The 25,643-nt window shown below is 56.9% G+C and carries 24 protein-coding genes and 1 tRNA gene; 18 read left to right on the top strand and 7 right to left on the bottom strand.

Going from position 1 to position 25,643, the window contains the following annotated elements:
• Positions 1–318 precede the first annotated feature (318 nt).
• Positions 319–834: an amino-acid N-acetyltransferase gene (locus VVR27_RS01735; RefSeq protein ID WP_368546791.1), complete on the top strand. Its 516-nt coding sequence runs from the start codon at positions 319–321 to the stop codon at positions 832–834.
• A gap of 94 nt (positions 835–928) precedes the next feature.
• On the opposite strand, the gene VVR27_RS01730 is transcribed toward VVR27_RS01735, so the two are convergent.
• Positions 929–1,891 (bottom strand): A/G-specific adenine glycosylase, encoded by a 963-nt coding sequence (locus tag VVR27_RS01730; RefSeq protein WP_368546790.1) that lies wholly within the window; start codon positions 1,889–1,891, stop codon positions 929–931.
• An 87-nt stretch (positions 1,892–1,978) separates the two neighbouring features.
• On the opposite strand from VVR27_RS01730, the gene VVR27_RS01725 reads away from it, so the two are divergent.
• The 3 genes from VVR27_RS01725 (at position 1,979) to radA (ending at position 5,459) form a co-directional block, all read left to right on the top strand.
• Positions 1,979–2,767, top strand: coding sequence for a hypothetical protein (locus VVR27_RS01725; RefSeq protein WP_368546789.1), 789 nt, complete (start codon positions 1,979–1,981; stop codon positions 2,765–2,767).
• A gap of 112 nt (positions 2,768–2,879) precedes the next feature.
• Positions 2,880–3,947 (top strand): DNA integrity scanning diadenylate cyclase DisA, encoded by a 1,068-nt coding sequence (gene disA, locus VVR27_RS01720; RefSeq protein ID WP_368546788.1) that lies wholly within the window; start codon positions 2,880–2,882, stop codon positions 3,945–3,947.
• Positions 3,948–4,037: 90 nt separating this feature from the next.
• Positions 4,038–5,459, top strand: coding sequence for a DNA repair protein RadA (radA, locus tag VVR27_RS01715; protein ID WP_368546787.1), 1,422 nt, complete (start codon positions 4,038–4,040; stop codon positions 5,457–5,459).
• Between the two features lie 4 nt (positions 5,460–5,463).
• On the opposite strand, the gene VVR27_RS01710 is transcribed toward radA, so the two are convergent.
• Positions 5,464–6,870, bottom strand: coding sequence for an aromatic acid exporter family protein (locus VVR27_RS01710; RefSeq protein ID WP_368546786.1), 1,407 nt, complete (start codon positions 6,868–6,870; stop codon positions 5,464–5,466).
• Between the two features lie 240 nt (positions 6,871–7,110).
• Between VVR27_RS01710 and VVR27_RS01705 the strand changes: the two genes are divergently transcribed.
• From VVR27_RS01705 to pstB, 4 genes are all read left to right on the top strand, one after another.
• Positions 7,111–8,223 (top strand): phosphate ABC transporter substrate-binding protein PstS, encoded by a 1,113-nt coding sequence (locus VVR27_RS01705; protein ID WP_368546785.1) that lies wholly within the window; start codon positions 7,111–7,113, stop codon positions 8,221–8,223.
• Positions 8,224–8,312: 89 nt separating this feature from the next.
• Positions 8,313–9,281, top strand: a complete 969-nt coding sequence (pstC, locus tag VVR27_RS01700; protein WP_346872577.1) for a phosphate ABC transporter permease subunit PstC — start codon at positions 8,313–8,315, stop codon at positions 9,279–9,281.
• Positions 9,281–10,381: a phosphate ABC transporter permease PstA gene (pstA, locus tag VVR27_RS01695; RefSeq protein WP_368546784.1), complete on the top strand. Its 1,101-nt coding sequence runs from the start codon at positions 9,281–9,283 to the stop codon at positions 10,379–10,381. The genes pstC and pstA overlap by 1 nt, the downstream gene beginning before the upstream one ends.
• A gap of 39 nt (positions 10,382–10,420) precedes the next feature.
• Positions 10,421–11,200 (top strand): phosphate ABC transporter ATP-binding protein PstB, encoded by a 780-nt coding sequence (pstB, locus tag VVR27_RS01690; RefSeq protein WP_368546783.1) that lies wholly within the window; start codon positions 10,421–10,423, stop codon positions 11,198–11,200.
• Between the two features lie 207 nt (positions 11,201–11,407).
• Here the strand turns inward: pstB and VVR27_RS01685 are convergent, their stop codons facing one another.
• The 3 genes from VVR27_RS01685 to VVR27_RS01675 form a co-directional block, all read right to left on the bottom strand.
• Positions 11,408–12,424 (bottom strand): inorganic phosphate transporter, encoded by a 1,017-nt coding sequence (locus VVR27_RS01685; RefSeq protein WP_346872574.1) that lies wholly within the window; start codon positions 12,422–12,424, stop codon positions 11,408–11,410.
• 1 nt (position 12,425) lies between these two features.
• Positions 12,426–13,043: a DUF47 domain-containing protein gene (locus tag VVR27_RS01680; protein WP_368546782.1), complete on the bottom strand. Its 618-nt coding sequence runs from the start codon at positions 13,041–13,043 to the stop codon at positions 12,426–12,428.
• 327 nt (positions 13,044–13,370) lie between these two features.
• The gene (locus VVR27_RS01675) at positions 13,371–14,078 is read right to left on the bottom strand and encodes a hypothetical protein (RefSeq protein WP_368546781.1); all 708 of its coding nucleotides are present in this window, start codon (positions 14,076–14,078) and stop codon (positions 13,371–13,373) included.
• A 114-nt stretch (positions 14,079–14,192) separates the two neighbouring features.
• On the opposite strand from VVR27_RS01675, the gene VVR27_RS01670 reads away from it, so the two are divergent.
• Positions 14,193–14,265: transfer RNA gene (locus VVR27_RS01670), tRNA-Lys, on the top strand.
• A 440-nt stretch (positions 14,266–14,705) separates the two neighbouring features.
• Positions 14,706–15,110 carry a hypothetical protein gene (locus tag VVR27_RS01665; RefSeq protein WP_368546780.1) on the top strand — a complete coding sequence of 135 codons (405 nt, stop codon included), beginning with the start codon at positions 14,706–14,708 and terminating at the stop codon, positions 15,108–15,110.
• Positions 15,111–15,120: 10 nt separating this feature from the next.
• Here the strand turns inward: VVR27_RS01665 and VVR27_RS01660 are convergent, their stop codons facing one another.
• Positions 15,121–15,972 (bottom strand): sulfurtransferase, encoded by an 852-nt coding sequence (locus VVR27_RS01660; protein ID WP_368546779.1) that lies wholly within the window; start codon positions 15,970–15,972, stop codon positions 15,121–15,123.
• A 227-nt stretch (positions 15,973–16,199) separates the two neighbouring features.
• On the opposite strand from VVR27_RS01660, the gene VVR27_RS01655 reads away from it, so the two are divergent.
• From VVR27_RS01655 to wecB, 8 genes are all read left to right on the top strand, one after another.
• The gene (locus VVR27_RS01655; protein ID WP_346923717.1) at positions 16,200–16,724 is read left to right on the top strand and encodes an NAD(P)H-dependent oxidoreductase; all 525 of its coding nucleotides are present in this window, start codon (positions 16,200–16,202) and stop codon (positions 16,722–16,724) included.
• Positions 16,725–16,797: 73 nt separating this feature from the next.
• A complete protein-coding gene (locus tag VVR27_RS01650; RefSeq protein WP_368546778.1) occupies positions 16,798–17,304 on the top strand; it encodes an asparaginase domain-containing protein in 507 nt (168 codons plus the stop codon).
• A gap of 87 nt (positions 17,305–17,391) precedes the next feature.
• Positions 17,392–18,054 carry a hypothetical protein gene (locus VVR27_RS01645; RefSeq protein WP_368546777.1) on the top strand — a complete coding sequence of 221 codons (663 nt, stop codon included), beginning with the start codon at positions 17,392–17,394 and terminating at the stop codon, positions 18,052–18,054.
• A gap of 179 nt (positions 18,055–18,233) precedes the next feature.
• The gene (locus VVR27_RS01640) at positions 18,234–19,502 is read left to right on the top strand and encodes a glycosyltransferase family 4 protein (protein WP_368546776.1); all 1,269 of its coding nucleotides are present in this window, start codon (positions 18,234–18,236) and stop codon (positions 19,500–19,502) included.
• A complete protein-coding gene (locus VVR27_RS01635) occupies positions 19,495–21,276 on the top strand; it encodes a glycosyltransferase family 4 protein (RefSeq protein WP_368546775.1) in 1,782 nt (593 codons plus the stop codon). The genes VVR27_RS01640 and VVR27_RS01635 overlap by 8 nt, the downstream gene beginning before the upstream one ends.
• Positions 21,269–22,174 carry an ABC transporter permease gene (locus VVR27_RS01630; protein ID WP_368546774.1) on the top strand — a complete coding sequence of 302 codons (906 nt, stop codon included), beginning with the start codon at positions 21,269–21,271 and terminating at the stop codon, positions 22,172–22,174. Before VVR27_RS01635 ends, VVR27_RS01630 begins: the two co-directional genes overlap by 8 nt.
• Positions 22,161–23,024 (top strand): ABC transporter ATP-binding protein, encoded by an 864-nt coding sequence (locus VVR27_RS01625; protein WP_368546773.1) that lies wholly within the window; start codon positions 22,161–22,163, stop codon positions 23,022–23,024. The genes VVR27_RS01630 and VVR27_RS01625 overlap by 14 nt, the downstream gene beginning before the upstream one ends.
• 4 nt (positions 23,025–23,028) lie before the next feature.
• Positions 23,029–24,174 carry a non-hydrolyzing UDP-N-acetylglucosamine 2-epimerase gene (gene wecB / locus VVR27_RS01620; RefSeq protein WP_368546772.1) on the top strand — a complete coding sequence of 382 codons (1,146 nt, stop codon included), beginning with the start codon at positions 23,029–23,031 and terminating at the stop codon, positions 24,172–24,174.
• Positions 24,175–24,202: 28 nt separating this feature from the next.
• Here the strand turns inward: wecB and wecC are convergent, their stop codons facing one another.
• A complete protein-coding gene (gene wecC, locus VVR27_RS01615; protein WP_368546771.1) occupies positions 24,203–25,456 on the bottom strand; it encodes a UDP-N-acetyl-D-mannosamine dehydrogenase in 1,254 nt (417 codons plus the stop codon).
• Positions 25,457–25,643: the final 187 nt, after the last annotated feature.

The raw sequence follows: 25,643 nt of genomic DNA, 5'->3' as shown, positions 1-25,643 counted from the left end.
GGGAGCGTTTTGAGTGCTTTCGGGAAGCTTTCTTGGCTGATTAGTGACTCTGAGAAGAGTCTATTCAGGGCTTCATCTCCAAGAAAGATATCAAACCTTAACCAACCTCTCAGGTAGTGCCCAGCTTCTTTAAACGACAGCCCAAGGGTAGTGCGCCATACTTAAGTCATACGGTTCGAGAGAGCCCCTGGAGAGTTTTAGTGTGTATGGCTCAAAGGGACAAGAAGATTCTTGTGTGTATGTGTGTGTAATGATGTAAATCAGCCCCGCGGCTTAGGCCGCGGGGCTGATTTATTATCTCTGCTCTAGACTGTGACTATGACCCAACTGCTTGTTCGTGCCGCAACCGTAAAGGACGTCCCCGCTATTCAAGAGTTAGTGCGACCCCTTGCGCTCGAAGGGATACTGCTGGACAAGGAAGCGGTGACCTACTTTGAAGCCATCCAGGAGTTCTTAGTGGCAGAAGTAGACCGCGGCACCGGGCCGGAATTGGTGGGTTGCGGGGCGTTGCACGTGATGTGGGAGAACATCGCAGAGATTAGAACTTTGGCTGCAGCACCGGATGCCCGCGGGCTAGGAGTGGGCCACCAGTTAGTGGCCGCCCTCTTGGATCGGGCGCGTAAGCTCATGGTGAGCAGCGTCTTCTGCTTGACCTTTGAGGTGGACTTCTTCAGGCGCCAGGGTTTTAGAACCATGGAAAATCAGGAGCAGCTAGACCCTGAAACCTATATGGAGCTCCTTCGCTCCCGAGACGAGGGTGTCGCCGAGTTCCTAGATCTTGCGCGGGTTAAGCCCAATACCCTGGGTAATACCCGCATGATTATTGATCTCTAAACACGGCAGTTCTCGCTCTGACCTGGGCCACATAAGTCTAGATGCCATCCACAGTACCGCTAGGACTATAGTTCACAGGACGTGCAGGGGTAGGTTAGAGCGAAACTTGCCCGGCTTTTTCTTGTGCCAACCCGTCTGCCAGGAGCCCCGCATAGCAGCGGTCAATTTGCTCCGAGGGTGAGTTGAGTGCCGCGAGGGCGCGGACGGCGGGTGCTAACTCCGCGGGGTAGGCGACATCAGGTTTGCCGCCGGTGGTGAGTAGACTGCGGTCAACGCCGCCGCTAGCTGCACGGAGCACCGCCAGCATGGCACCGCGCAATTGGCGGTCAGTGCCAGCCCATGCCTGACCTTTGGGTTGGTAGTCAGCTTCGGGTTTACCTGCGGCCACCCAGGCACAGCGGTCAAGCACCGGACACTGCTCACACGAGGGAGACTTGGCGGTGCAGATGAGGGCGCCCAGCTCCATAACCGAGACGTTCCACAGGTTTGATTCTGCGAGATCTTCTGGCATCAGTGCTTCAGCCAGCCGGGTTTCAGCGGCGGTGAGAGCCTTGGACGGCAGTGCCTTGCCTGAGATAAGCCGGGCGTGCACCCGCCGAATATTGGTATCAATCACCGTGGCCCGGCGTCCAAAAGCAAAAACTGAGATAGCGGCGGCGGTGTAGCTGCCTACCCCTGGCAGAGCCAGTAACTCTTCGTAGCTGGCGGGTACCTTGCCGCCGTGACGCTCCAGGACGGCAACCGCAGCAGCATGCAGACGCTGAGCGCGGCGGGGGTAACCTAGCCTGCCCCAGGCGCGCACTGCTTCACCCGGCTCCTCAGCCGCTAGGTCAGCGGGCGTAGGCCAGCGCTCCAGCCAGGTTTCCCAGACCGGCAGCACCCGCTTGACGGGGGTTTGCTGCAGCATAAATTCGCTCACCATCACCTCCCAGGGGGTGTTAGCTCCGGTGCGCCAGGGCAGGTTACGGGCATGCTGCAGGTACCACTGGTTAATACGGTCGTGCAGCAAATCTATATCGCGGGCTGAGGGGAGGGCAGGAGTCTGAGAAGAAGGCACCTCAACACTCTAAAACACCTGCTCATAAACCCGCTAATACGGTACATAAATTTTTCTGACCCGTACTAAACCCGGTACTCTAGTCTTATGTCAGAAAACGTTGATTCACATGGGGGCGTAGCTTCGCCCGAGGTTTACCGTCGCCGCCGCATCATTGCGCTTCTTGTCCTAGTCTTGGTGCTTCTGCTGGGCATTAGCCTGGTGAGTTGGCTCGTAGGTCGAGGTGGAGACTCTGAGCCCACGGCCGCTGCCTCGTCAACCTCAGCTAGTGCCGAGGCTTTTAGCGATTTCAGCCAGCGCGCTACCGAATCAGCAACTGCCAGCCCATCAGATAGCGAGAGTGCTGATCCCTCTGCTAGCTCTGATGAATCCGAGAGTGCAGAGCCTACTGAGTCTGCCTCCCAGCAGCCCACTGAGTCGGCAGAACCCACTGAATCAGCGGAGCCTACTGAAGAGGCTACCCCTGAGCCCACTGAAACTCCCGCCGTTGTTGCTGCCTGCACCCCGGCTGACCTGCAGGTAAGCCTTACCGCTGACCGTACCAGCTATGCTGCCGGTCAGAACCCTGCCCTTGCTGTGGTCTACACCAACGCTTCGGATAACCCCTGCCTGGTCACCGGCGGCGTTGCTAACGTGGATATTAACATTACCTCTGGCCCCGCACAGGTCTTCAACTACGCCCAGTGCCATGCTGCACCCGCAGAGGACGCTCAGGTTGAAGCCGGCGCCACCAACACCACCTCGCTGAGCTGGGATCGTTCACTCAATGTATTGGGTTGCGGCACTAGCGCTAAAGTTCAGCCCGGGCATTACTGGGCCACTGCCAGCGTTAACGGTGTGAACTCACAGCCGGTGCGCATCGTCATTACTGGCTAAGGCGACGCAGTCTTTAGATGGGGAGTGCCCTCTTGTGGGGCGCTCCCTTTTTATATGCGCTGCTGGGCATCGTAGGCTGGGAGGAGTTGCCGGGTAGACTACCATTGAACATGTGCTGACAGCTTATAGTGACTCTCTACTGAAAACCCTTGCCCAAATTGCTCCCGGGACGGAGCTGCGCGAGGGGCTAGAGCGCATCCTGCGTGGCCGCACCGGCGCCCTGATTGTGCTGGGCACGGACAAGACGGTTGCCGCGATGTCCTCCGGTGGCTTCGCTATTAACACCGCTTTTTCAGCTACACGCGTGCGGGAGCTTGCCAAGATGGATGGCGCCATCGTCTGCGATAAGGACGTCTCAACCCTGTTGGCGGCTGGCGTTCAGCTTCTACCTGACCCCAGTATTGAGACCAACGAATCTGGCACCCGCCACCGCACCGCTGAACGTGTAGCCAAGCAGACCGGCTTCCCGGTCATTGCGGTCAGCGCCTCAATGTCCCTCATCTCTGTCTATGCCGAGGGCATCCGCTACACAGTAGAAGACACACAGTCACTGATGAGCCGAGCCAACCAGGCAATTCGTACCCTGGATAGCTACACCGAACGCCTGGAGCAGGTGCTTCAATCCCTCTCGTCCCTAGAGATAGAGGCTAGCGTGACCATGCGCGATGTAGTCAGCACCCTCCAGCGCATGGAAATGGTGCGACGCATCTCCGTTGAGGCCGGGCACTACGTGGTGGAACTGGGCACTGTGGGCCGCCTAGTAGCCCTACAGCTTGAAGAACTCATCGCCAACGACCTTCCCGCCTCCTGGGTGGTCTTGCGCGACTACCTGCCGGCAGAAACCCCCGCTGAGACCCTGCACGGTGCCATAGCAGCCCTTGAAGCCTTGGACGACAAAGAAATCGTAGACCTGTACGCCATCGCGCAGGCCGTGGGTTTCAAAGATCACTTAGAAGCCCCCATGCACCCCCACGGGCACCGTCTACTGGCCGGAATCCACTCTATGCCCGGTGCCGTTGCCGACCGCCTGGTCTGCCACTTCGACGGCTTGCAAGCACTGATGGCAGCCAGCCTGGATGACCTCCGTGCGGTTGAGGGCATCGGCGAACAGCGCGCCCGCGTTATCCGCGAATCCCTTTCCCGCATGGCAGAAAGCTCCTTGCTAGAACGCTTCATGTAAAGCTGTGTTCTATACGTAGGTTTCTGCCGGTGTGCCTCGCTGTGAGCTGACGCCGCTAAAAATGTCAGCCCGCGGCTCTATGCTGGTTTTATGGCTACTCGTAAGACTTCTCGCTCCCGCTCCGCTAACGCTTTTCGCTGTACCGAGTGCGGGTGGACGACCGCTAAGTGGGTGGGGCGCTGCGGTGAGTGTCAGCAGTGGGGCACCGTTGAAGAAGTTGGGGGAGCCGTTACCGCTAAAACCACGGTAGCTTCCAGCGTGCAGAACCCGGCTCGGCCCATTGCTGAGGTGGACTCGCGGGTGGCGCAATATATGAGTACCTGCAACCCGGAGTTTGACCGTGTGCTGGGCGGTGGCCTGGTGCCCGGTGCGGTGATTTTGATGGCGGGGGAGCCCGGCGTCGGTAAGTCCACCCTGCTGCTTGATGTGGCGGCTACTTTTGCCCGTGGGCAAGGGGCTACCGGAGGAGCAGCGGCTAAACCCCACAATGTGCTTTATGTGACCGGTGAAGAGTCAGCGGCGCAGGTGAAGTTGAGGGCTGACCGTATCAGTGCTGTTGCTGACACCCTTTATTTGACCAGTGAAACTGATTTGGGCACAGCTCTAGCGCATATTGAGCAGGTGAACCCCTCCTTGCTGGTGGTGGACTCCGTGCAGACTCTGGCTTCTAGCGAGGTGGAGGGCAGCGCCGGCGGTGTCACCCAGGTGCGCGAGGTCGCGGCGTCCATTATTGCAGCGGCCAAGAGCCGCAATATGTGCACCCTATTGGTGGGTCACGTGACCAAAGAGGGCACTATCGCCGGCCCGCGCCTCTTGGAACACCTGGTCGATGTGGTCTGCCAGTTTGAGGGTGATAAACACTCACAGATCCGCATGCTGCGCGCCATTAAGAACCGCTTTGGCCCCACTGATGAGGTGGGTTGCTTTGATATGCATGAGGACGGCATCGCCCCGGTGACGGACCCGTCTGGGCTTTTTGTGTCGCGTACCCCGCACCCGGTGGCGGGCACATGTGTCACCGTGACCATGGAGGGCCGCCGCCCCCTGCTAGCTGAGGTGCAGGCACTGCTGGATCAGAGCGCCACTCCGCAGCCGCGCCGTGCCACCAGTGGGTTGGACGGCGCGCGAATTTCTATGTTGCTGGCAGTGTTGCAGAAGCGAGCAGGCTTCAACGTGGGCAAACTGGACTGCTATATCTCAACGGTGGGCGGCGCTAAAATTTCTGAGCCTTCCGCCGATCTTGCCTGCGTGATCGCACTTGCTTCAGCAGCTCAAGATAAACCCCTGCCCCGTAAGCTAGCCGTTTTTGGTGAGGTAGGTCTAGCCGGTGAGGTGCGGGCGGTGCCCGGCATTCGCCAGCGCATTGCCGAGGTGGGCAGGTTAGGCTTCACCCACGTGATCGTGCCAGCCTCGCCTGCCGGGGTGGGTGAGGTACCTGCTGGTGTCTCAGTACGTGAGGTCGCTTCGCTAGCTGATGCTCTTGCCCTGCTTTTCCCCGGAGCAGGCAGCTAGACACCTACCTTTTTTTGGAGCTGAACTCCTCTTCGATGATGGTCAGCTGGGCGGTGTTGAGCTGTCGTTGTTTCTCTACCCGCTCGGCATAAGCAGCTCTGCTCGTAGCTGCTGAGGCTTGGTTGATTTGTTGTTGGGGCAGTTCTGAGGTTGCTGTGCTTTTATCTTTAGCGCGCAAAACGGCAGTCAGTTGACGGGTATCAGCCCGGTGCTTATCTGACTGATCAGGCTGCTGGGTGGGGATAGCGCTAGTCTTGGGGGCATGCTCGGTAATGGAGTCGTCCAGGGGCACCAGCATGGCGGCCGCCTCGTCGTGGGTCAGCCCCGAAGCTTCAAGTAAGTCAACCACCAGGGGGCGGAGCATCAGCACCAGCGCCTCAGCTTCAAGGGAGCGAACCCCCATGATGTGGGGCTCCAGGCGGCTTGCGAGCAGGGACAGCTCGCGGCGTGCTTCTGCGCGGCTGGCTCGGCGCACATCGGCTTCGGGCTGAGACATTCCCCGCCCCAGAGCGTCAATAGCGGTGCTCACGGTACGCAGGGCATCGGCCAGGGACTGGGCAGCTTCAGAGGAGATGTGTACGTTGTTGATGGTGGACGCCATGCGCCGGATAAGTACGCGGGTATTGCGGATTGCGTAGTCAATCTTGGTGAGGGTCTGCTGGTAGCGGTCAAGCTCCTGCATGTGGTTACGCCCCGTCCACGCAAGTTTTGCCATACCCTTTGAGGTGATGATGTCCCGCTCGCAGACGTTGTAGAGGGGCTGTAAGCGGCGGGCGCTAGAGAGCGCGTGCCAGGCTTCCGTGCCGTCATAATGTTCCATGGCAAGGGCGGCATCGCTAAAGACCTTAGCGAAAGATTCCATGAGGGTGCTGGCGTTCTCTCGCGGTGTGCGTCGGGGGTCCTTGGGGAAGAGGAACATGAGCAAGAAAGCAAAGAGGCCGCCGATGATACCGTCCAGACTGCGTGAGAAGACACCATCTGCATTGGGTGGTAGTAAAACTACCAGAGCCGATTGCAGGCCCATCTGGATGGTAAAAAGAATGCCGTTATCGAGGAAGCGTGCCAGCATGATGGAGAGGAACATCACCACCCCGGCTTGCCAAATACCGCGCCCCAGAACCAGCATCATGAGGTCGCCCATGAGGATACCTAAGGTCACGCCTAAAGAAACTTCGAGGATGCGGCGGGCATGGGTTGCGCCGGTGATGTAGCCCAGGGAGACGATAGCTGCGGTGGCAGCGAAGATGGGTTCTGTGTGACCTAGCACCTTCTCGGCAAAGAGGTAGGCGCCGATGCCAGAGACTACGATTTGCAGAGACTGGAAGAAACCGTCCTGCATACGCCTGACACCTTCGCGTACGCGTGTGCGTGCACCGGTTTGTATTTTCTTCACGTTCTGCCCATAACCCATATCTACCAGTTTAGCCGGGTTAGGTAAGTGAGGCCGGCCCGGAGGGGGGTAGCTTCCTCATGACGGGGCTGCGGGTGGATTTCTCTTATCAATCAGCCGTCTAGTGTTCACCGCTCGTTCACTTGTTTCTAGCCCTTTTAATACCTGGGTTCCCTAAAGTCAGATGAGTTAGACCACGGTTTCCTGCGCCGTCCACCACCTCTCCGGTGGGCATACAGGACCTATGAAAAGGACATACATTTGAAGGCTAAGTCACTTACCCGTTTGGGTTCTCTCACATTTGTTGGCGCACTCGCACTGACTGCTTGTGGTTCAGATAACGCAACCGGCACCGCAGATGGTGGCTCCAACAGCGGTTCTGGCGACTCATCTTTGCCCTCCACCCCGCTGACCGGCGTTGGCGCCTCCTCGCAGCAGGCAGCGATCACCGCTTGGGAATCAGGGTTCTCAGATCTCGGTGGCCAGGTGCAGTACTCACCCGATGGCTCCGGCGCTGGCCGTGAAGCTCTGCTGGCTGGTGGCGCTCAGTTCGCTGGTTCAGACCGTGCACTCAAGACTGAAGAGTGGGAGCAGTCCAAGGAGGTCTGTGGCCCCGAAGGTGCAATCAACATCCCCGTTTACATTTCCCCGGTAGCCGTTGCCTTCAACCTGCCCGGCATTGATTCACTCAACCTGGATGCTGAGACCATCGCTAAGATTTTCAAGGGTGAAATCACCACCTGGAATGATGAAGCTATTGCCTCTCAGAACGATGGCGTGGACCTGCCTGACACCAAGATCACCGTGGTTCACCGTTCAGATGACTCGGGTACTACCGAGAACTTCACCGAATACCTTGAGGCTGCCTCCAACGGCGCTTGGGATGTTGAAGCAGATGGCAACTGGCCTTCACAGTACGCCGGTGAATCCAACAAGGGCACCAGCGGCGTTGTCTCCACCACCTCATCCACCGAGGGTGCTATCACTTATGCAGACGCCTCAGCTATCGGTGACCTGGGCAAGGTCAGCGTCAAGGTAGGCGATGACTACGTTGAGCTTTCAGCAGATGCAGCAGCTAAGGCCGTTGAGCTTTCAGAGCGCACCGGCGGTATGAACGAGAACGACATGGCGATCACGGTCAACCGCACCCCCGAGGACTCCAGCGCCTACCCGGTTGTTCTGGTTTCCTACCACATCGTGTGCTCCGGCTACTTAAGCCAGGACAACGTTGATCTGGTGAAGGCCTACGAAAGCTACGTCGTCAGCAGCGAAGGTCAGCAGGCAGCAGCAGACGCTGCCGGTTCAGCTCCTCTGACCGCTACCTTGAGCTCAGATGCCAAGACCGCTATCGACGCCATTGAAGTAACCCAGTAAGAGATCCTGATGCAAGGAAGCGGTGCGGCCGGCACATTGGGCCGGTCGCACCTTCTCTTGCCTAACGTTCAAAGGCAGAAACACTCACCATGTCAATCTCAGCAGACGCTCTTAAGCCTTCCGGCAATAAGCGCACTCCGACAAAAGACCTACCGGATGTTGGTAATCCGGCAGCCGACAAAATTTTCTCCGGCATCTCTCTGGCCGCGGGCATCCTTATCCTGGTGGTGCTCGCTGCCGTGGCTATCTTCCTGGTAGCTCAGGCCCTACCAGTTTTCACAGCAGATTCAGAAGACCTGACCTCCGGTAGCTTTTTCACATACATCCTGCCGCTGACTATCGGCACCCTGATTGCCTCGACAATAGCCCTTCTCCTGGCAACACCCATCGGCATTGGTGTGGCACTTTTTATCTCTCACTATGCCCCTGCCAGGCTTTCCAAAGGTATCGGTTACGTCATTGACCTGCTGGCAGCCATCCCCTCCGTCATTTTTGGTGCCTGGGGCGCCTCCGTCCTGGCCCCTAAAATTGTGCCTTTCTATGACTGGCTTGCCACCTACCTAGGCTTCCTGCCTATCTTTGAAGGCCCCGCCTCACAGACCGGCAAGACCATTCTCACCGCCGGCATTGTTCTCGGCATTATGATCCTGCCCATTATCACCTCCATGTGCCGCGAAATTTTCATTCAGACTCCTAAGCTGCAAGAAGAAGCAGCTCTAGGTTTGGGTGCCACCCGTTGGGAAATGATCCGTATGACGGTCTTCCCCTTCGCCCGCGGCGGTATTATCTCAGCCGTGATGCTGGCTCTGGGCCGTGCGCTAGGCGAGACCATGGCGGTAACTCTGGTGCTGGCATCAGGCCCTCTGACCGCTTCACTGATTACCAGCGGTAACCAAACCTTTGCTTCTGAAATTGCTCTCAATTTCCCCGAAGCTTACGGTCTGCGTATGAGCGAGCTTATCGCCGCTGGCCTGGTTCTCTTCGTAATTACCCTCATCGTCAACGTGATAGCCCGCCTTATCGTGTCTCGTTACAAAGAATTCTCAGGAGCCAACTAATGACCGCTACTCCTGCTCACACCTCACGCCTGACCAGCGGGCAAGCACCTAAGTGGCTTCCCCTGGCGATCCTCGCGGTATCACTGATACTAGGTGCGGCTGCCTCCGCTCTTACAGGGTTCTCGATTGCCACCTTCGCCCTTTTCTCCGGCATCATCTTCATTGTTGCCGGCCCCCTGATTGTTGGTGCCATTGAAGGCCGACGTAATGGTTCCGATGCCCTAGCCCGTTACCTGGTGTACGGAACTTTCCTGATTGCCCTCATCCCCCTAGTATCGGTGCTCTACACAGTGCTAGCTCGCGGTGTGCCCGGTCTATCGGGTAACTTCCTGATGACCAGCATGAAGGGCGTCACCGGTGTCCACGATAATGCTGCAGCCAGTGGCGAAGGCAACGTGCTCGGCGGTATCTATCACGCAATCATCGGCACCCTGGAAATCACCCTGCTGGCAACCCTCATCTCGGTGCCCATCGGCCTGCTGACCGCCATCTACTTAGTGGAATATGGCGAGGGCAAATGGCTAGCAAAAGCGATTACCTTCTTTGTGGACGTCATGACCGGCATTCCCTCCATCGTGGCGGGTCTATTCGCAGCCTCCTTCTTCGCCCTAGTCACGGGTAACCCCATGAACCGTATGGGCCTGGTCGCCGCAGTAGCTCTATCTGTGCTCATGATTCCCACTGTGGTCCGTAACGCAGAAGAAATGCTGCGCATCGTACCCAACGAGCTTCGCGAAGCGTCCTACGCCCTGGGCGTGCGCAAGTGGCGCACCATCACCAAGGTGGTTATCCCCACCGCCATCTCGGGTATCGCATCAGGTGTCACCCTAGCCATCGCACGCGTCATCGGTGAAACTGCTCCCATTCTGGTGACCGCAGGCTTCGTTACCTCCATCAACTGGAACGCCTTTAGCGGCTGGATGGCAACCCTGCCCACCTACATCTACTACCAGATCATGACGCCCACCAGCCCCACCGCTGCCGCCGTCTCTGAGACCCGCGCCTGGGCTGCCGCTCTTATCCTGATTCTAATCGTGATGGTGCTCAACCTCATTGCCCGCGCTATCGCCAAGATCTTCGCCCCAAAAACCGGCCGCTAACAGCGCCGCCCACAGACTTTTTAGACAAGGAAACCAACAGTGTCAAAGCGTATCGACGTCGAAAACCTCAACGTATACTACGGCGACTTCCTGGCCGTGGAAGATGTAAACATAGCTATTGAGCCCCGCTCGGTCACCGCCTTCATCGGCCCCTCCGGTTGCGGCAAATCCACCTTCCTGCGCACCCTGAACCGCATGCACGAGGTTATCTCTGGTGCCCGCGTAGAGGGCAAGGTGCTGCTAGACGGCGACGACCTCTACGGCAAGGGCGTAGATCCGGTAGTGGTGCGCTCGCAGATCGGTATGGTCTTCCAGCGTCCCAATCCCTTCCCCACCATGTCCATCCGTGAAAACGTACTGGCGGGCGTGAAGCTGAACAACCGCAAAATCTCCAAGACTGATGCTGACGAACTGGTCGAAAGCTCCCTGCGTGGGGCTAATCTCTGGAACGAAGTTAAGGACCGCCTAGATAAGCCAGGCTCAGGTCTTTCCGGTGGCCAGCAGCAGCGCCTGTGCATCGCCCGTTCCATCGCGGTGAAGCCCGACGTGATTCTTATGGATGAGCCCTGCTCGGCTCTTGACCCCATCTCAACCCTGGCGGTCGAAGATCTCATCAATGAGCTCAAAGAGGAATACACTGTGGTGATCGTGACCCACAATATGCAGCAAGCTGCTCGCGTTTCTGACAAGACCGCCTTCTTCAACATTGCTGGTACCGGTAAGCCCGGCAAGCTTATTGAATATGCTCCCACCCAGGAGATTTTCAATAACCCCAGTGAGAAATCCACCGAGGACTACGTCTCAGGCCGCTTCGGCTAAGAGCCAGCTCACCCCCATAGTTTCCCCACCCTGAAAAGAACAGGCGTAGGGGTAGCAGGCACACCGCCCGCTGCCTTGCTTTCTCAAGCTGAGATGAGAAAAGCACGGTAAGCGGGCGGTGCCTTTTGTGTGAGCGGGCACTCTTATAAACCCTGCTGGCAAATTCCCTTTGGCACAGAGCGTCCAGCTCAGCCAAGGAGCAGTGGGCTAGACAGAGAGCAGGGGTGAGAACGCCAAAAAGAGGATGGCTGAGATACCAAAACTTGCCGGTATGGTGATGATCCAGGTGAGAATAATGCGCAGCACGATTTTGTGCCGCACCGAGGCAAAGCGCTGGTTGACGCCAGAACCTAGAGCCGCTGAAGCGGTGAGGTGAGAGGACGAAACGGGGGTGCCTAAGAGGAACTGCAGGAGCACCAGGGCTAGGGCTGCGGAGCTTTGTGCAACCGCTCCGCGAAAGGGATCTATACGTACCATTTGGTGGGCGAAGGTGTAGCCGATGCGCGAGCTTCCACATGCCGTGCCCAGGCCTAAAATCAGTGCGAGAAAGATAGTTGCAATTATCTGTGTGGATCCCTGCATGCTGTACTCGGCACTTAGCAGCATAACAGTAAAAATAATGACTGCACGCTGGCCTGTCTGGATGCCGTGCACCAGGGAAATCAGGGAGTTGGATAGTGAGAGGATGTTCCGGGATGCCTGGTTGACCGTGGAGGGGTAAACGCGGTGTATCAGGCCGAAGAAGGGGAAGACGGCCGCCCAGGAAAACACAAAAAGAAGGAGGGGTGCGATCACCAGGGGGATGACCGCAAAAAGGACGAGTGGTTCGTTGAAGGGGTTGAACTTGCCCAGCCCTACTGCCTGCGCGGCCCAGGCCACTCCAGCTAGACCGCCGAGCAGGGCATGGGTTGAGGAAGAAGGCATACGATACCACCAGGTCACCATGCCCCAGATGCACACGGTCAGCAGGCTGATGAGCGCCATACTGAGACCGATATTGTTATGGGGCACGGTGAGCCAACGAGTGGTCACCGGCATCAAAAGGATGCCTGCAATGAGGAAACCCATAACGTTGAAAAAGGCGCTAGAGCGCAGAGCGATGCGGGGGGTGAGAGCTCTGGTTTTGACCGGGATAGCCGTCCCGTTCGGTGCGTCGTGAAACCCGGTGATAAAGGTGAAACCCACGAGGGCAAGGCAGCAAAGGCCAAAGAGGGTTGCGGTCACGCTAGGATTCCTGCACGATGATACGCCCAATTTCTGTGGCAACGGATTTCATTGCCTCGGAGGCTTCGACCAGTTTATGAATAAAGACCGTGGTCTGTAAGTAGCGGGTGTGCTTATAGCGCCCCAGGGCGTCGGCGTCGTACTCCTCTGCGATGCGCACCGCCTGCTTGGTGAGCCGCAATAGGTTAATCCAGTAGTCATCGAAACTCTGCAGCTCGCTGAGACGCGGGATGATGGCGCTGGTGAGTACCGCCTGACGCTGAATAAGGTCAAGTAAGGTGGCGGCCTTGGGCGAGAAACGGACGATGGTGTACAGGTGCATGATGTTAGCTGCCGAGGCTAACTTCTCGACGGCGTTATTCAGCTCAACAGCGAGGGTATAGATATCTTCGCGCGGAATAGGGGTAGAGAAGGAGCTGCGCACTGCGGTCATGGTGGTGAAGAGTGTGTCTACGGTTGTTGACTCATGATTGAGCATGCGTTCTAGGAGCTCTGGGTAACGTTCTTCTGGGGAACCAACCATTTCAGAGAGAATAGCTGCTGATTCCGCCACCTGATCTGCTAGGCCTGCAAGCGCTTTAAGGGAGCTGTTTTCTTGGGGAAACATGCGCTGAAGCATGGGCTGCCAGTCTCCTGTGTGTTAACGATGGTTGGTGAATTATCTAACATGGTACAGCCGCAAAGTTAACGGATGGTTCGGTGGGTGCCCTGGCACTTCAGGGTACAAAAAACCGGGCTCCCACTCAGTGCTGATATTAGAGCTGGAAACCCGGATATTTTATGAAGTTTAGCGATGCCAGGCTGGGAGCGCCTCTCGGCGACAGGCCGCTCGAAGCGGCTAAATATTTGGAGCCCGGGGCTACCTATTATCAGCCTGGCATCTGTTAACAATCCTTCTCTTCTTCGTCTCGTCTGTCAACTTTTAGTGAAAAGTTTTTCTCCGTCTCTAGTCAAGGGTGCTGGCTCGCCACTTAGCGGCAGAAGTTTCTAGCTCTATGGCTGTGTTTAACAGTCTCTTAGCTCCTGCTCTGAGCCGGGTGGCACGAGTGGCAGCCTCAGAGCAAACCTCTTCGGAGGGACTGAACCGCTGGAGGGTTTCGTCTGGGGCATCCGCCTGCATCTTAAGCTGTCCGTGGCGCAGGCCCAGTGCAACATCGTCCTGGCCCAGGGAGAGTACTCGGCAGAAGGCCGCAAACCGTTCGAGCGCTATATCGAACTCGCCGGTGAAGGCCCCGGCAAGAATGGCGTCCACGGTGGTGCAGATTTCTTCTGCGTTAGGTGGTGAGGCGACGCCGGCGAGCACGTAGGCTGCGTAGTTGGAGTGCATACCCCGTTGGTAGTAGTGGCTGATGAGTGCGGGGTTCTTTCTGATGACGCCGCGCAGGGCGTAAATACGCCAGAGGGAGCCAGGCAGGGTGATAGGCGCTGCTTGTGCCCAAAGCTGCGCAACCGTTTCGAGGCCGAACTCGTCAGTGAAGCGCACCAGGCGTTTAGTGACAGAAGGGTCTGTGCTGGCGCGTCCGCGGTCAAGAATGAGCCGCGCAGAGGTGTGTGCGGCGCGCGTTGTTTCCTCGGGGCTGGTGCCACCGGGGTAATGGTCGAATTGGTCGGGGGAGAACTTCACCGGCCGGTGATACCTTGCCTGAGATTCCATAGCGTTTAGTTTAGCTCGACTGCAACATCGGCGCGGAGGGTGCAAGGGTAGCCTTTTTTGTGCCCAGCAAAGGTTGAGTGTATAGTAGTGTCTGCTGAGTTTTGCTCAGTGGATGCGCCTTTAGCTCAGTTGGTAGAGCATCGGACTTTTAATCCGTGGGTCGTGGGTTCGAGCCCCACAGGGCGCACAGCAAAAGCCCCTCACTTGGTACAACAGGTGAGGGGCTTTTTTGGTGGAAATATCTTTACGCGAGAAGTTGCATGAGGCCTGTGCCGCAAATAGTTCTTTGCATGCATTCAATAAAGGCGATTATGAGAAATAAGATGAGGATACGTGTGATAGCGAGGAGGAAAACTGCGCTACTGCTCTGTTGCCCCCGGGGGTAGATGTGGTATAATTTGATGCTAAAAAGATAATTATATCGATCACTCACTCACTCACTCACTCGCAGAGGATAACATGTCACAACAACCCCGCCGTAGCATCGTCAAAGGGGCGGCTTGGGCCGCTCCCGCCGTCCTAGCAACAGCAACTATACCCGCCTACGCAGCTTCCAAACCCGCCCTCGATGGTTGGCTGTTAAATACAATCAGTTGCTCCCGAGATAGGCGGTCCGGTGTGTGGTCAATGACCTACACCATCAATGGTCAAGGTAATTATCCCGATCGCGGGCTATGGGTTTCAAACGCACCAGCTTCAGCAACCATTAGCGCAACCAAAGTGACCCAGTATATCTCCGACACCGTTGGTCAACTTACCTTTCAAAGAGACAGGACCAGCAGTCAATGGTCAACCCTCGCCTATGACTCCACTGCCCCCGTCAGAAACGGCTATATTGCCTACACCACTACGTTCAGTGGAACATGGCAATATGACACCGACAAAAAGCTGTGGTTCCCCAGCGCCCTGCCTTACTTCACAACAACTGTGAACAACAAATGTATCAGCTTAAAAGTCATTACAGCGCGTTTTGTCACCGTTAACGGCACGGTCTATTCCTTTGAACGCTCTGCTACTCTTCGACCAGCGTAACTGTGCCTATCTAGCGCTTTTGCTCGACCGGGCGGACGCCTGCCGGGTCAGCTGCACCCCACTCCGCCCAGGAGCCGTCATAAACAGCGATTTCGGTGTAACCAGAGACATAAGCCGCAAGTGCCCCAATGCAGGCAGTAACACCTGAACCGCAGCTAAAGACCAGGGTCTGTCTGCCATCGGCAGCGGCGTCTACTGCCTGACGCAGCTGCTCTGGGGCAACAAATGCACCCTGATCGTCCAGTAGAGATGTGAAAGGTAGATTAACCGAACCGGGGATGTGCCCTGCCCGCAAACCATCCCTGGGTTCGGGCTCAACCCCTGCAAAGCGGCCAGCGCTGCGCACGTCAATCACCTGCGCACTCTGGTGCTGGGCGAGGGCTTTGGTGGTCAGGGCGTCCACAAACAGTTCCCGATCCTCAGCCACAAAAGAGCCGGTGGTGAAAGGCCCGCGGTTAAGCGGGAGCTCGTTGAAGCCAGCTTCGAGCCAAGCCGGTAGCCCGCCGTCCAGAATTGCCACGTTATCGTGGCCCATCGCCACGAACATGAACCAGCCGCGGGCTGCAGAAAAGAGCCCCTGCCGGTCGTAGATTACGATGGCTGAGTCTCGGTTAACTCCCAGTGCACGTACCCGCTGTTCAAAGACGTCCGCCGGTAGCATCGTGTGCACCCCATCATCTGCGCTCATAGGCCCGTCAATATCAAAGCGGCGAGCGCCGGGAACACCCGTGGTAGCGCCAGAGAACTCACCCACAGAAGCGTCCAAAATAATCAGGTTGGGTGCCGCAAGGTGAGCGGCTAGCCACTGTGCCCCCACGATGGGGAAACGAAGGGTAAGTGCTTCTAGCGAGGTGGTCATCATGCTACTTTCTCTCGGGTACGTGCCTCCATGCTACCTCCCTGATCGCAAGCCCCGCAGTTCACCTGTGAGGCTACGCTTTGCCAGGTGAAAAAATTTGAGCTGGTTGAAGTGCATGCCGCTGACCCGAGACTGATGACTCCCACGCAAAAGCTCAAGCGGGCACTCTTTGCACAGCGATGGTCTAGTGCGGTTGAGCGCATGTACCGCTAGAGCCGCATAATAGAACCATGACAACTCTTAACATTGTGGTGGTAACAGCCGGGGCGGCACGACACTCCGCCTCGGCACTCCTCGCTGAGAAGCTGCAGCAGAGCGTGAAGGATGCGCTACCGGCGGGGACCTCCACCAAATACTCCACCCATCACCTGGGGCAGTACACCCATGACATCGCTGACTATCTGGAAGGGGACGCCCCCGGCACCCTGGTAGCCCTCTTTGAGCAGTTGCGCGCAGCTGACGCGATTATCACCGTAACCCCCATTTTTAAGGCGAGCTATTCCGGGCTCTTCAAGCTCTTCTGGGATCTAGTGGAACCAGATGACATCAAGGGAAAACCCCTGCTCATGGCTGCTACGGGTGGCAGCCACCGCCACATGCTCGCCCTGGACTACGCCCTGCGTCCGCTCTTCAGCTACCTGGGTGCAGATACCTGTGCTACCGGGGTCTACACCACCCCGGGCACCTTGGATGAGGCGCGAACACTAGACCGCATTCGCCGAGCAGCCGGGGAGCTAGCCCAAAAAATCAGCTAGAGCCCTACCTCACTACTAACGCCCTAGAATAAAATCCCAGCGCTAAAAAATCTGAGAACAAAAGAGGATTATTATGACCATCAACAATGCCTCCACCGTTACCTTGTTGACCACCGGGGGGACCTTCGACAAGGTCTACTCCGTTGCCGGCGAGCTAGAAATTGGTGAGCCTGCCGCCCCGGAGTTGCTCAGCTTTGTGCGTACCGATACCACATTTGAAATCCAGAGCGTCCTGAAACTCGATAGCTTAGATATGACCGATGCTGACCGGGCAGAACTGGTCAAGGCACTGGACGCCGTGCACAACGACCGTATTATCATTACCCACGGCACCGACACTATGCCTGAAACAGCACGTTACCTTCAAGCCCATGCAGCGCTGGGGCAAAAGGTCGTGGTGCTCACCGGCGCCATGCAGCCTGCCGCGATGCGCACCTCGGATGCCTCCTTCAACCTGGGGGCGGCGGTGACTGCCCTCAACCTTCTAGAACCAGGCGTGTATATCTCTATGAGCGGGCGAATCTTCCCTGCCTCAGACGTCAAAAAAGATCGCTCTCGCGGCATTTTTGAAGCGAACTAAGGTAAGAGGCAAGGTGCAAACATCTTCTCTCCTGCTAGATTAAAAGGAACATGTCCCACTCCACCAGCTAATCGAGAAAGCAAAGCTATGAGCGAGAACAATTACGGCACCTACCCCAACCAGCAGCAACCGCCCAGCTACTCGTCCACTCACAGCGGGGGTGCCTACGAGAACTACGCACAGGTCTATGGCCAGGGGCTCCCTCAGCACATGGAAAAGCCGGCTGTCCCCGGCACCATTAAAATGGCAGCGAACAGCATTTACGCCATTGTGCTGCTCAATATTGTGAGCACCGTGCTGGGCCTCGTGTACTGGAAAGAGCTTTTGCAGTCCTCGATGGACGGCGTTCTGGGCATGTTCGGCAGTGCTATCCCTGAAGAAGATAGAGCCACCTTCGAAGCGGAACTGGCTAACGCACCTACGGAGCTCAGCACCTTTGAACTGGTAACTTCCCTCGGTAGCACCGTACTGTTCTCCGCTGCTCTGATCATCCTGGCAATCTTCCTGGTGAAGGGCCATAACTGGGCACGCATCGTTCTGACCGTTTACGCAGCTTTCAAGGTGCTGGGTCTGTTGGGCGTCTTCACCTTCTTCCTCTTCTTCCACTGGACCATGCTGGTGGGCCTGCTCGCATCACTCCTCGCGATTGCTCCTCTCGTCTTGATGTGGCTACGCCCCAGTAGTGCCTACATTCGTCAGATGCAGGTCTACGGTCAGTGGCTTAAGCAGCGAGCTTACATGGGCTCCTAGCTGGTCTATTTTTAGAAGATACCCCCTGGGACCACCGGTTATAATTCCAGCCTCTAGGTGACCCGGGGGTATTTGCGTTAAAAGGTGAGGGCAGGAATGTTAGGTGACAAGGGCGTTGGCTAGTAGGCTTTAAAGATGGGTGACTAAGCCAAACAGCCCACACCTCAGCACACCGCACCATGAAAATACTCCTTCTTACGCACTATTATGAACCCGAAATAGGGGCACCTCAGCGCCGCTGGTCCGCTTTTGTGAAGCATTGGACATCCGCCGGTCATGAGGTGCGCGTGGTGTGCCCTCCCCCGCATTACCCAGACAGGCAAGCTGCCGCCCAGTGGCGCGGCCAGTACAGTTTTTTCAAACCCGCCCCCGGTGCTCTAGGAGAGACCGTGGTGCGCACCCCCTACCTGGCACATGGTTTTTCGGGGACTGTGCGGTTGCTCGATCAGCTAGTAGTTGCTACCTGTTCCTTGGCATGGACGCTGTCAGCCGCGATTGGCGGGTGGCGCCCGGACGTCATTGTGGCAACCGTGCCGGGTCTGCCGTCCTTACTGGCAGGTAGCGCCGCTAGCAGGGTAATCGACCGCCCATTGGTAGCGGAGTTTAGAGATGCCTGGCCCGATGTAGTGACCGGTGACATGAGCACCCAGGTAGCGCGCCAGTCTTTGCCTCGGCACCTGCTAAAAGCCGCAGTTTTTATAAGCGTCACCGCACTGCAGAAACAGGCTGCTACCTGTATTACCACCACCGAAGGCTTTGCCACCACCTTGAGAGAGCGAGGCATCAAGCACGTTGAAGTGATCTCTAACGGCGCTGAAACAGCGAGCTTTATGGAGCTTGAGCACACCGACCGCGGCGATGGCATCTTGCGGGTTCAGTACCTGGGCACCGTGGGGCGCAGCCAGGGTCTGAGCGTACTGCTTAACGCTGTCGACGAGCTGTACCAGCGTGGATATAGAGAACAGGTGAAGCTTCGCATAGTAGGCAGCGGAGCAGACCTGCCGGTACTTCAAGCGGAGGCTGCCCGCCGCTCACTGGACGTTGATTTTCAACCCCCCGTATCTCGTGCTGACTTACAGAAAACCTATCAGTGGGCCGATGTCGAAATTGTCTCGCTGAAAGACACCAAACCTTTCCGGCACACCGTACCCTCCAAAATCTTTGAGTTGCTTTCTCTCCAACGCAGAATCATCGGTCTAGTGGCCGGCGAAGCAGCTGACATCTTGAATGACTCGGGGGTTAGCACTTTGGTGCCCCCAGAAGATTGCGGTGCATTGGCTGATACTTTAGAAAATCTGATTCACAATAGGGACGAGTTAGTTGTGGATACGACAGGTCGTTCCTTACTCCATGAAAAATACAATTACACTGCACTTTCACGCCGCTACCTTGCCAAGCTGGAGCGCGCAGTAGACCGTGGGCGGCAGGGGAGGGCCAAGCATGCCTGAGATACAGAAAAAAGTGGGGCGGGCAGCGGGTCTGGCTCGTAACCTTGTGCTGGTTGCCCAGGTCGCGGCCCGTCATGCTATTGATGACCCTGCCCTCCTTGCTCTACAGGTCACCCGTAAACTACCGCACCGGGCAGGCACAATGGCTGGCCGGGTGCTCAGCCGGCTACCTGGCGCCGGAACCAGGGCGCTGGGGCAACAGATTATGGGCGCGGCGCAACTACCAGAAACTGCTGTGCGCCTGCTGGGAGAACCGGACCAGAATTTTCTTGGCTCCCTCCAACGTCGTATAGCCGCTGAAGTGGCAGTAGGCTACGGGCTCATTGATTACCAGGATGCATCTCTACCAGCCACCGTGCGTGCACGCGCCGCCTGGGACGCCGGGGCTGTCAGCCAGGCGATAGCCACCGCGCAACAGAGCCCCGGCACTAGAGCCTACGCCCGGCGTTTATGCGGTGAAGCCACTGCCCTTAACCGCACCTTCTCTCTCACTTCATCAGCACCGAAGGTGCCCTCACCGGCGTCCAACACAGACGAGTTAGCGGTATTACATTTGCTAACTAACTCACTGCCCGCCACCCAATCAGGGTACACACTGCGCTCGCACCGATTACTGAGTGCGCTGGTAGATGCCGGGGTGAAAATTACTGCGGTCACCAGGGTGGGCTACCCGGTGATGGTGGGTGGTCTGCTGGCAAAGGGAACAACCCAGGTAGATAAGATTATCTACCGCCGCCTTTTGCCCTGGCGCCTGGGAGCCACCTTGCCCCAGCGCTTGCAGCAGAGCGTTGCTGCAATTCTTAGAGAGGTTGAGGGTCAGCAGATTGACCTGGTGCACACTACCACTAACTACCAGAACGCCCTGGTGGCGCAGGCGGTGGCGCGTAGCTTAGGGGTGCCTTGGGTGTACGAGGTGCGCGGGGTAATGGAGGAAACCTGGGTGTCGGGCAAGAAAACTGAGGCCGCCCGCCAGCAGGCAGAAGCCAGTGAGCGCTTCTCGCTCCTAAGAGCCAGAGAAACACAGTTTTGCATGGAAGCCGATGCCGTGGTGACCCTGTCTCAGACTATGAAAGATCTTTTGGTTGAACGCGGTGTGCCGGCAGAAAAGATTGCGCTGGCTCCTAACGCGGTATCTGAACAGCTCTTTGAGCAGAACCTTGCTTCTCAGCAGGCACGGCAGCAGCTAGGGCTGGACGCCAAGGGGCAGTGGGTAGGTAGCGTCACATCTGTGGTGCACTATGAGGGGCTTGATACCCTGCTGCGTGCAGTTGCTCTGTTGCGGGCAGCGGGGGCGGACATCCGAGTGCTGATTGCGGGGGATGGCACGGCTAGAGCCTCCCTAGAGCGTCTGGCTGCGGAGCTCAACTTGGGTAAAGCAACGGTCTTTACCGGCAGGTTGTCACCAGAAGATGCCCTCCTTGCCCATCAGAGCTTGGATGTTTTTGCCGTTCCACGCACGAATGACCGGGTGTGCCGTTCGGTCACCCCTCTTAAGCCTATCGAGGCAATGGCAGTGGGGCGCCCTGTGGTGATGAGCGATATCCCACCCCTAGCTGAGTTAGTACATAACGCTGTGGCACCGGGGGCAGGTAAACTGTTTGAAACTGGAAACCCTGAAGATATGGCGCGGGCTCTCACTGAATTTCTGGCTGACCCAGAGGCTTGTGCTGAGGCGGTGGCGCAGGGCCGCCGTTTTGCCCGCACCCGCCTGTGGTCACACAACGCCGAAACTCTCTTAGCCCTGTACCGAAAGACCCTGAGCAACTATGGCTGAAAAAATTTATTATGCCCGTGAAGGGGTCAGCGGCGAACTCACTGACGTGGTGCCCCACGTGCATTCGGGACGCCTTGCACCGGTGGGGGTGCGCGTGGGTGCCTGGCGTTACCTCAAAAACGTGTGGGACCGCCGCCAATACATCTGGTTTGATTCACATACCAAGGTGCGCACCCAGAACAGTAACCACCGACTAGGCTCTCTCTGGCTCTTGGCTAAGCCGGTTCTTGACATTGCTTTCTACGGAGTTTTGTTTGGGCTGGTGCTGCAAGTATCTCGGGGCATGGATAACTTCCTTGCCTATCTGATCATCGGTATTTTGATGTTCCAGTATATGTCTGGGGTTCTCAACGGCGCGGCGTCGGTCATGATTCAGGGTAAGCCCATGATGCGAGCCTTCTCTTTCCCGCGTATGGCGCTGCCGATTTCGATGATGGCGCGGCAGACTATGCAGATGGGCGCCATTGTGGCCGTCATGCTAGTGGGTATAGCTGTGTTACCGCCGCACGTGTTCCCCACAGTCTCCTGGCTGGCTTTTGTGCCGGTTTTCGCTTTGAATGCTCTGTTCTTAACGGGCTTGGCACTAGTGATTGCTCGGTATGCGTATGTGGTGCCTGATATTCAGCAGCTCCTGAGCTTTGTGACCCGCGTTCTGCTCTATGCTTCTGGGGTTATCTTTCCTATTGAGCGTTTTGTTGAGCACCCACTGGTCACCCAGATTATTCAGGCTAACCCTTTCTACATTTTTATTGACCTCTATCGTGAAGTGCTCATGAGGGGCAGTTTTGGCAACCTTGAAACTTGGCTGACTGCTGCCGCTTGGGCTGTGGGCGCGGCTGTAGTAGGTTTCTTCATTTTCTGGCGTGCTGAGGAGGTCTTTGGCCGTGAGCTCAACTAAGAGAACGGTTATTCCGCGGGTGGCACCAGGTAACCCCGGTATTGACCCGCTTAGCCAACAACCTAACATTTTGGTTAACCAGGTGTCGGTGGACTACCCCGTTTACACTCAGCGTGGTTTGAGGGGGCGCCGCGTGCGCAAGGTAGTTCATGCGGTTCAGCCCCTTTCTTTCACTGCCCATGAGGGCGAATTTATTGGTCTGGTGGGGCGCAACGGTTCGGGTAAGAGCTCCCTGTTGCGCGTGATTGCCGGTCTGGAATCCTCCACCACCGGTACTGTTTACGCGTCTGCGCGGCCTTCGCTGGTGGGCGTGGGCGCAGCTCTTAACCAGGAGCTGACTGGCCGCCAGAATATTGCTCTGGGTTGCCTGGCTATGGGGCTGAAAAAGCACCAGTTGGCGGAGGCTGAACGTAAGGTCATTGAACTTGCGGGTATTGGTGAGGCGATTGATCGCCCCATGCGTACCTATTCCTCCGGTATGGGAGCCCGCCTGCGGTTCGCTATCTCACTGGCCGCTAAGCCCCGCATCATGCTGATTGATGAGGCGCTTTCAACCGGCGATGCTGCCTATGCTGAGCGTTCTGCCCAGGCGATGCAGGAGGTGCTGGATGATGCTGGCACGGTGTTCCTGGTGAGCCACGCTGCGCAGACCATTGAGGATCTCTGCAACCGAGCTATCTGGCTGGACTTTGGTGAGTTTGTCATGGACGGGGACGCCCGCGAAGTAGCCCGCAAGTACCGTTGGTTTGCCCACAACCTAGCCCAGGGCGATGAGGCTAAAGCTGCCCAGCTGCTGGCTGACGCGAAAGCGTTGGGAGCGCAGGGCTACGTGCAGGACAGTGAGGAGTAGGCCCATGAGCATGAAAATTATGACCGTCTACGGCACCCGCCCGGAGGCTATCAAGGTGGCTCCCATTATCAATGCTCTTGAACGGTCCCCTCATTTTGAGAGCGTCACTGTCTCGACCGGCCAGCACAGAGAAATGTTGGATCAGGTGAACAATATCTTTGGCATCAGCCCCCGCCACGATTTGGGCATTATGGCGCAGGGGCAGAGCCTCAATGATATTGCCGTCAAAATTTTTGCGGGCCTGGGTGACATCCTCGCCGCAGAGCAGCCTGCAGCAGTGCTAGTGCAGGGCGATACATCGTCGGCTCTCTATGCGGCTTTGGCTGCTTTCAACCTGCAAATTCCCGTGGTGCACCTTGAAGCGGGCTTGAGGTCTGGCAATATTCACTCTCCCTTCCCTGAAGAGGGTAACCGTCGTCTGATTAGTCAGGTTGCTTCACTGCACCTGGCACCCACCGAGGGTTCCAAGAAGAACCTTCTGCGGGAGGGATTCTCTGAAAAAGATATAGCAGTAACCGGCAATTCAGTCATTGATGCTCTGCTCTCAGTGGTGGGCTGGCAGACTGATTTGCCCGATGAACGCGTTGAGCAGGCTATTGCTTCTGGGCAGCGTCTGGTGCTGGTGACCACTCACCGCCGCGAGAACCTGGGCGATGCTATGCAGAATATTGGCCGCGCTCTTGGTGCCCTCGCCAAGAAGTATAGCGACTGCATTTTTATCTTCCCCGCACACAAGAACCCGGCCATGCGTGAAGCGGTTCTGCCTCACCTTGAGGGCTTAGAGAACGTGGTGGTGACCGAGCCGTTACCCTATGTGGAGTTCACCCAACTTTTAGCGGCGTCCTACTTGGTGCTCACCGATTCGGGAGGCTTGCAGGAAGAGGCTCCGAGTTTGGGTAAGCCGGTCCTGGTATTGCGCAAGAATACCGAGCGCCCGGAGGCCGTAGATGCGGGTACGGTTCGGCTGGTGGGCACCGATACTGAGCGCGTTGTGGCAGAGGTTTCTGGATTGCTGGATATTCCCGAACTCTACCGGTCTATGTCTAACGCGGTTAACCCCTATGGGGACGGTGTAGCCAGTGGACGCACCATTGCGGCCCTTGAAGCCTTCTTTGGGTTGGGTAAGCGTCTGCCAGATTTCTCGGTTTAGTTGCGTTTACTTTTAACGCTACTAACTCTTAGCGCCACAGTCCCTTGGTGTCGATGACCTGTTTACCGGTCAGCGCGGTGGCGGCTACGTCTTTGAAAGCATCGTGGTCAACCAGCAGAAGCACAATATCAGCTTGGTCTAGGGCGGCGTCCCGGTCGGTGAGCTGGACATTGGGCAGGTCTGCTAGACGCGGGGGCAGGGCACTAATATGCGGTTCCACTGCCAGCACTCTGGTCTGGGGTAGGTCGGTTGCTAATTGGGCGGTGATATCCAGGGCGGGGGACTCACGTAAATCATCAATGTTGGGTTTAAAAGCTAAGCCAAGAGCGGCAATATTTGCCCCTGGCTGCTGCGCGAGGGCGTCCTTCACCTGCTGGATAACCCAGTTAGGTTTACGGTCGTTAACCTCGCGGGCTGTGCGGATGAGCTGCGAGTTCTGACGGTCTGCTGCCACGATAAACCAGGGGTCTACGGCGATGCAGTGCCCGCCCACGCCGGGGCCGGGTTGCAGAATATTGACGCGTGGGTGGTGGTTAGCTAACTCGATGAGCTCCCAGACATCCACTCCCAGGTTAGCGGCGATGAGGGAAAGCTCATTGGCGAAGGCGATGTTCACATCGCGGAAGGAATTCTCGGTCAGTTTAGCCATCTCAGCTGTAACATCATCGGTAGGTAGCAGCTCACCGGTGCAGAAGCTACCATAAACCTCAGTTGCGATTTCAGTTGCCCGAGGAGTCTGGCCACCAATAATACGGTCGTTGGTAATTAGTTCTTCCATCGCATAGCCTGGCAAAATGCGCTCAGGGCAGTGAGCGAAATACAGAACTGGCTTGCTCTCAGGATTCTCAGCACCATCAGCAACAAGATCAGGGCGTAAAGCAAGAATGTGCGCTGCCATCTTCTCAGTGGTCTTGGGCGGCGAAGTGGATTCGAGAATAACCAACTCACCGCCTAATAGTTGCGGGGCAATACTCTCAGCCGCTGCCATGATGTAGGACAAATCGCCTTCATAGTTATCTTTGAAGGGAGTCGGCACAGCGAGAATGTACACGTCAGCATGTACCATCTCTGTGGTTGCCTTTAGGTTGCCCGAATGAATGGCTTTTTGCAGTTGCTCTTCGAGCCCGGGTTCCACAATGGTAACCTCACCGCGGTTAATACGCTCAACATTAACTGCATTGATATCGATACCAGTTACTTTGAGGCCATGATTAGCCAAGACGACGGCGGTAGGCAGGCCAATATAGCCAAGACCGACAAAAGCTATGGTGGGGGAGGGCATAGGGTCCTAACTGATTGGTAAATGCTCAAACTTAAGCATAATTATTGCACGTTGAGAGTGGCTACTTTTTATCTGACTGGCCTAGATAAAAGTTGATGAAATCGTCTTGAAATCTGGAAATACTGAGAAATAACGGTATGTCTAACGCTTGCTACATCACACAGAAATAGCCCTAGGGGCTAGGTAT

The sequence above is a fragment of the Rothia sp. LK2492 genome, from assembly GCF_040946345.1.
GTDB lineage: Bacteria > Actinomycetota > Actinomycetes > Actinomycetales > Micrococcaceae > Rothia > Rothia endophytica.
This window is presented reverse-complemented; position numbering and strand designations above follow the sequence as displayed.

Coding starts and splice junctions, on each gene's coding strand:
- wecC (WP_368546771.1), bottom strand. CDS start 25,456: ATGCCCTCCCCCACCATAGCTTTTGTCGGTCTTGGCTATATTGGCCTG.
- VVR27_RS01680 (WP_368546782.1), bottom strand. CDS start 13,043: ATGCTTCAGCGCATGTTTCCCCAAGAAAACAGCTCCCTTAAAGCGCTT.
- pstA (WP_368546784.1), top strand. CDS start 9,281: ATGACCGCTACTCCTGCTCACACCTCACGCCTGACCAGCGGGCAAGCA.
- VVR27_RS01710 (WP_368546786.1), bottom strand. CDS start 6,870: ATGGGTTATGGGCAGAACGTGAAGAAAATACAAACCGGTGCACGCACA.
- VVR27_RS01660 (WP_368546779.1), bottom strand. CDS start 15,972: ATGATGACCACCTCGCTAGAAGCACTTACCCTTCGTTTCCCCATCGTG.
- pstC (WP_346872577.1), top strand. CDS start 8,313: ATGTCAATCTCAGCAGACGCTCTTAAGCCTTCCGGCAATAAGCGCACT.
- wecB (WP_368546772.1), top strand. CDS start 23,029: ATGAGCATGAAAATTATGACCGTCTACGGCACCCGCCCGGAGGCTATC.
- VVR27_RS01640 (WP_368546776.1), top strand. CDS start 18,234: ATGAAAATACTCCTTCTTACGCACTATTATGAACCCGAAATAGGGGCA.
- VVR27_RS01735 (WP_368546791.1), top strand. CDS start 319: ATGACCCAACTGCTTGTTCGTGCCGCAACCGTAAAGGACGTCCCCGCT.
- VVR27_RS01650 (WP_368546778.1), top strand. CDS start 16,798: ATGACCATCAACAATGCCTCCACCGTTACCTTGTTGACCACCGGGGGG.
- VVR27_RS01645 (WP_368546777.1), top strand. CDS start 17,392: ATGAGCGAGAACAATTACGGCACCTACCCCAACCAGCAGCAACCGCCC.
- VVR27_RS01635 (WP_368546775.1), top strand. CDS start 19,495: ATGCCTGAGATACAGAAAAAAGTGGGGCGGGCAGCGGGTCTGGCTCGT.
- VVR27_RS01725 (WP_368546789.1), top strand. CDS start 1,979: ATGTCAGAAAACGTTGATTCACATGGGGGCGTAGCTTCGCCCGAGGTT.
- VVR27_RS01630 (WP_368546774.1), top strand. CDS start 21,269: ATGGCTGAAAAAATTTATTATGCCCGTGAAGGGGTCAGCGGCGAACTC.
- VVR27_RS01675 (WP_368546781.1), bottom strand. CDS start 14,078: ATGGAATCTCAGGCAAGGTATCACCGGCCGGTGAAGTTCTCCCCCGAC.
- radA (WP_368546787.1), top strand. CDS start 4,038: ATGGCTACTCGTAAGACTTCTCGCTCCCGCTCCGCTAACGCTTTTCGC.
- VVR27_RS01655 (WP_346923717.1), top strand. CDS start 16,200: ATGACAACTCTTAACATTGTGGTGGTAACAGCCGGGGCGGCACGACAC.
- VVR27_RS01665 (WP_368546780.1), top strand. CDS start 14,706: ATGACCTACACCATCAATGGTCAAGGTAATTATCCCGATCGCGGGCTA.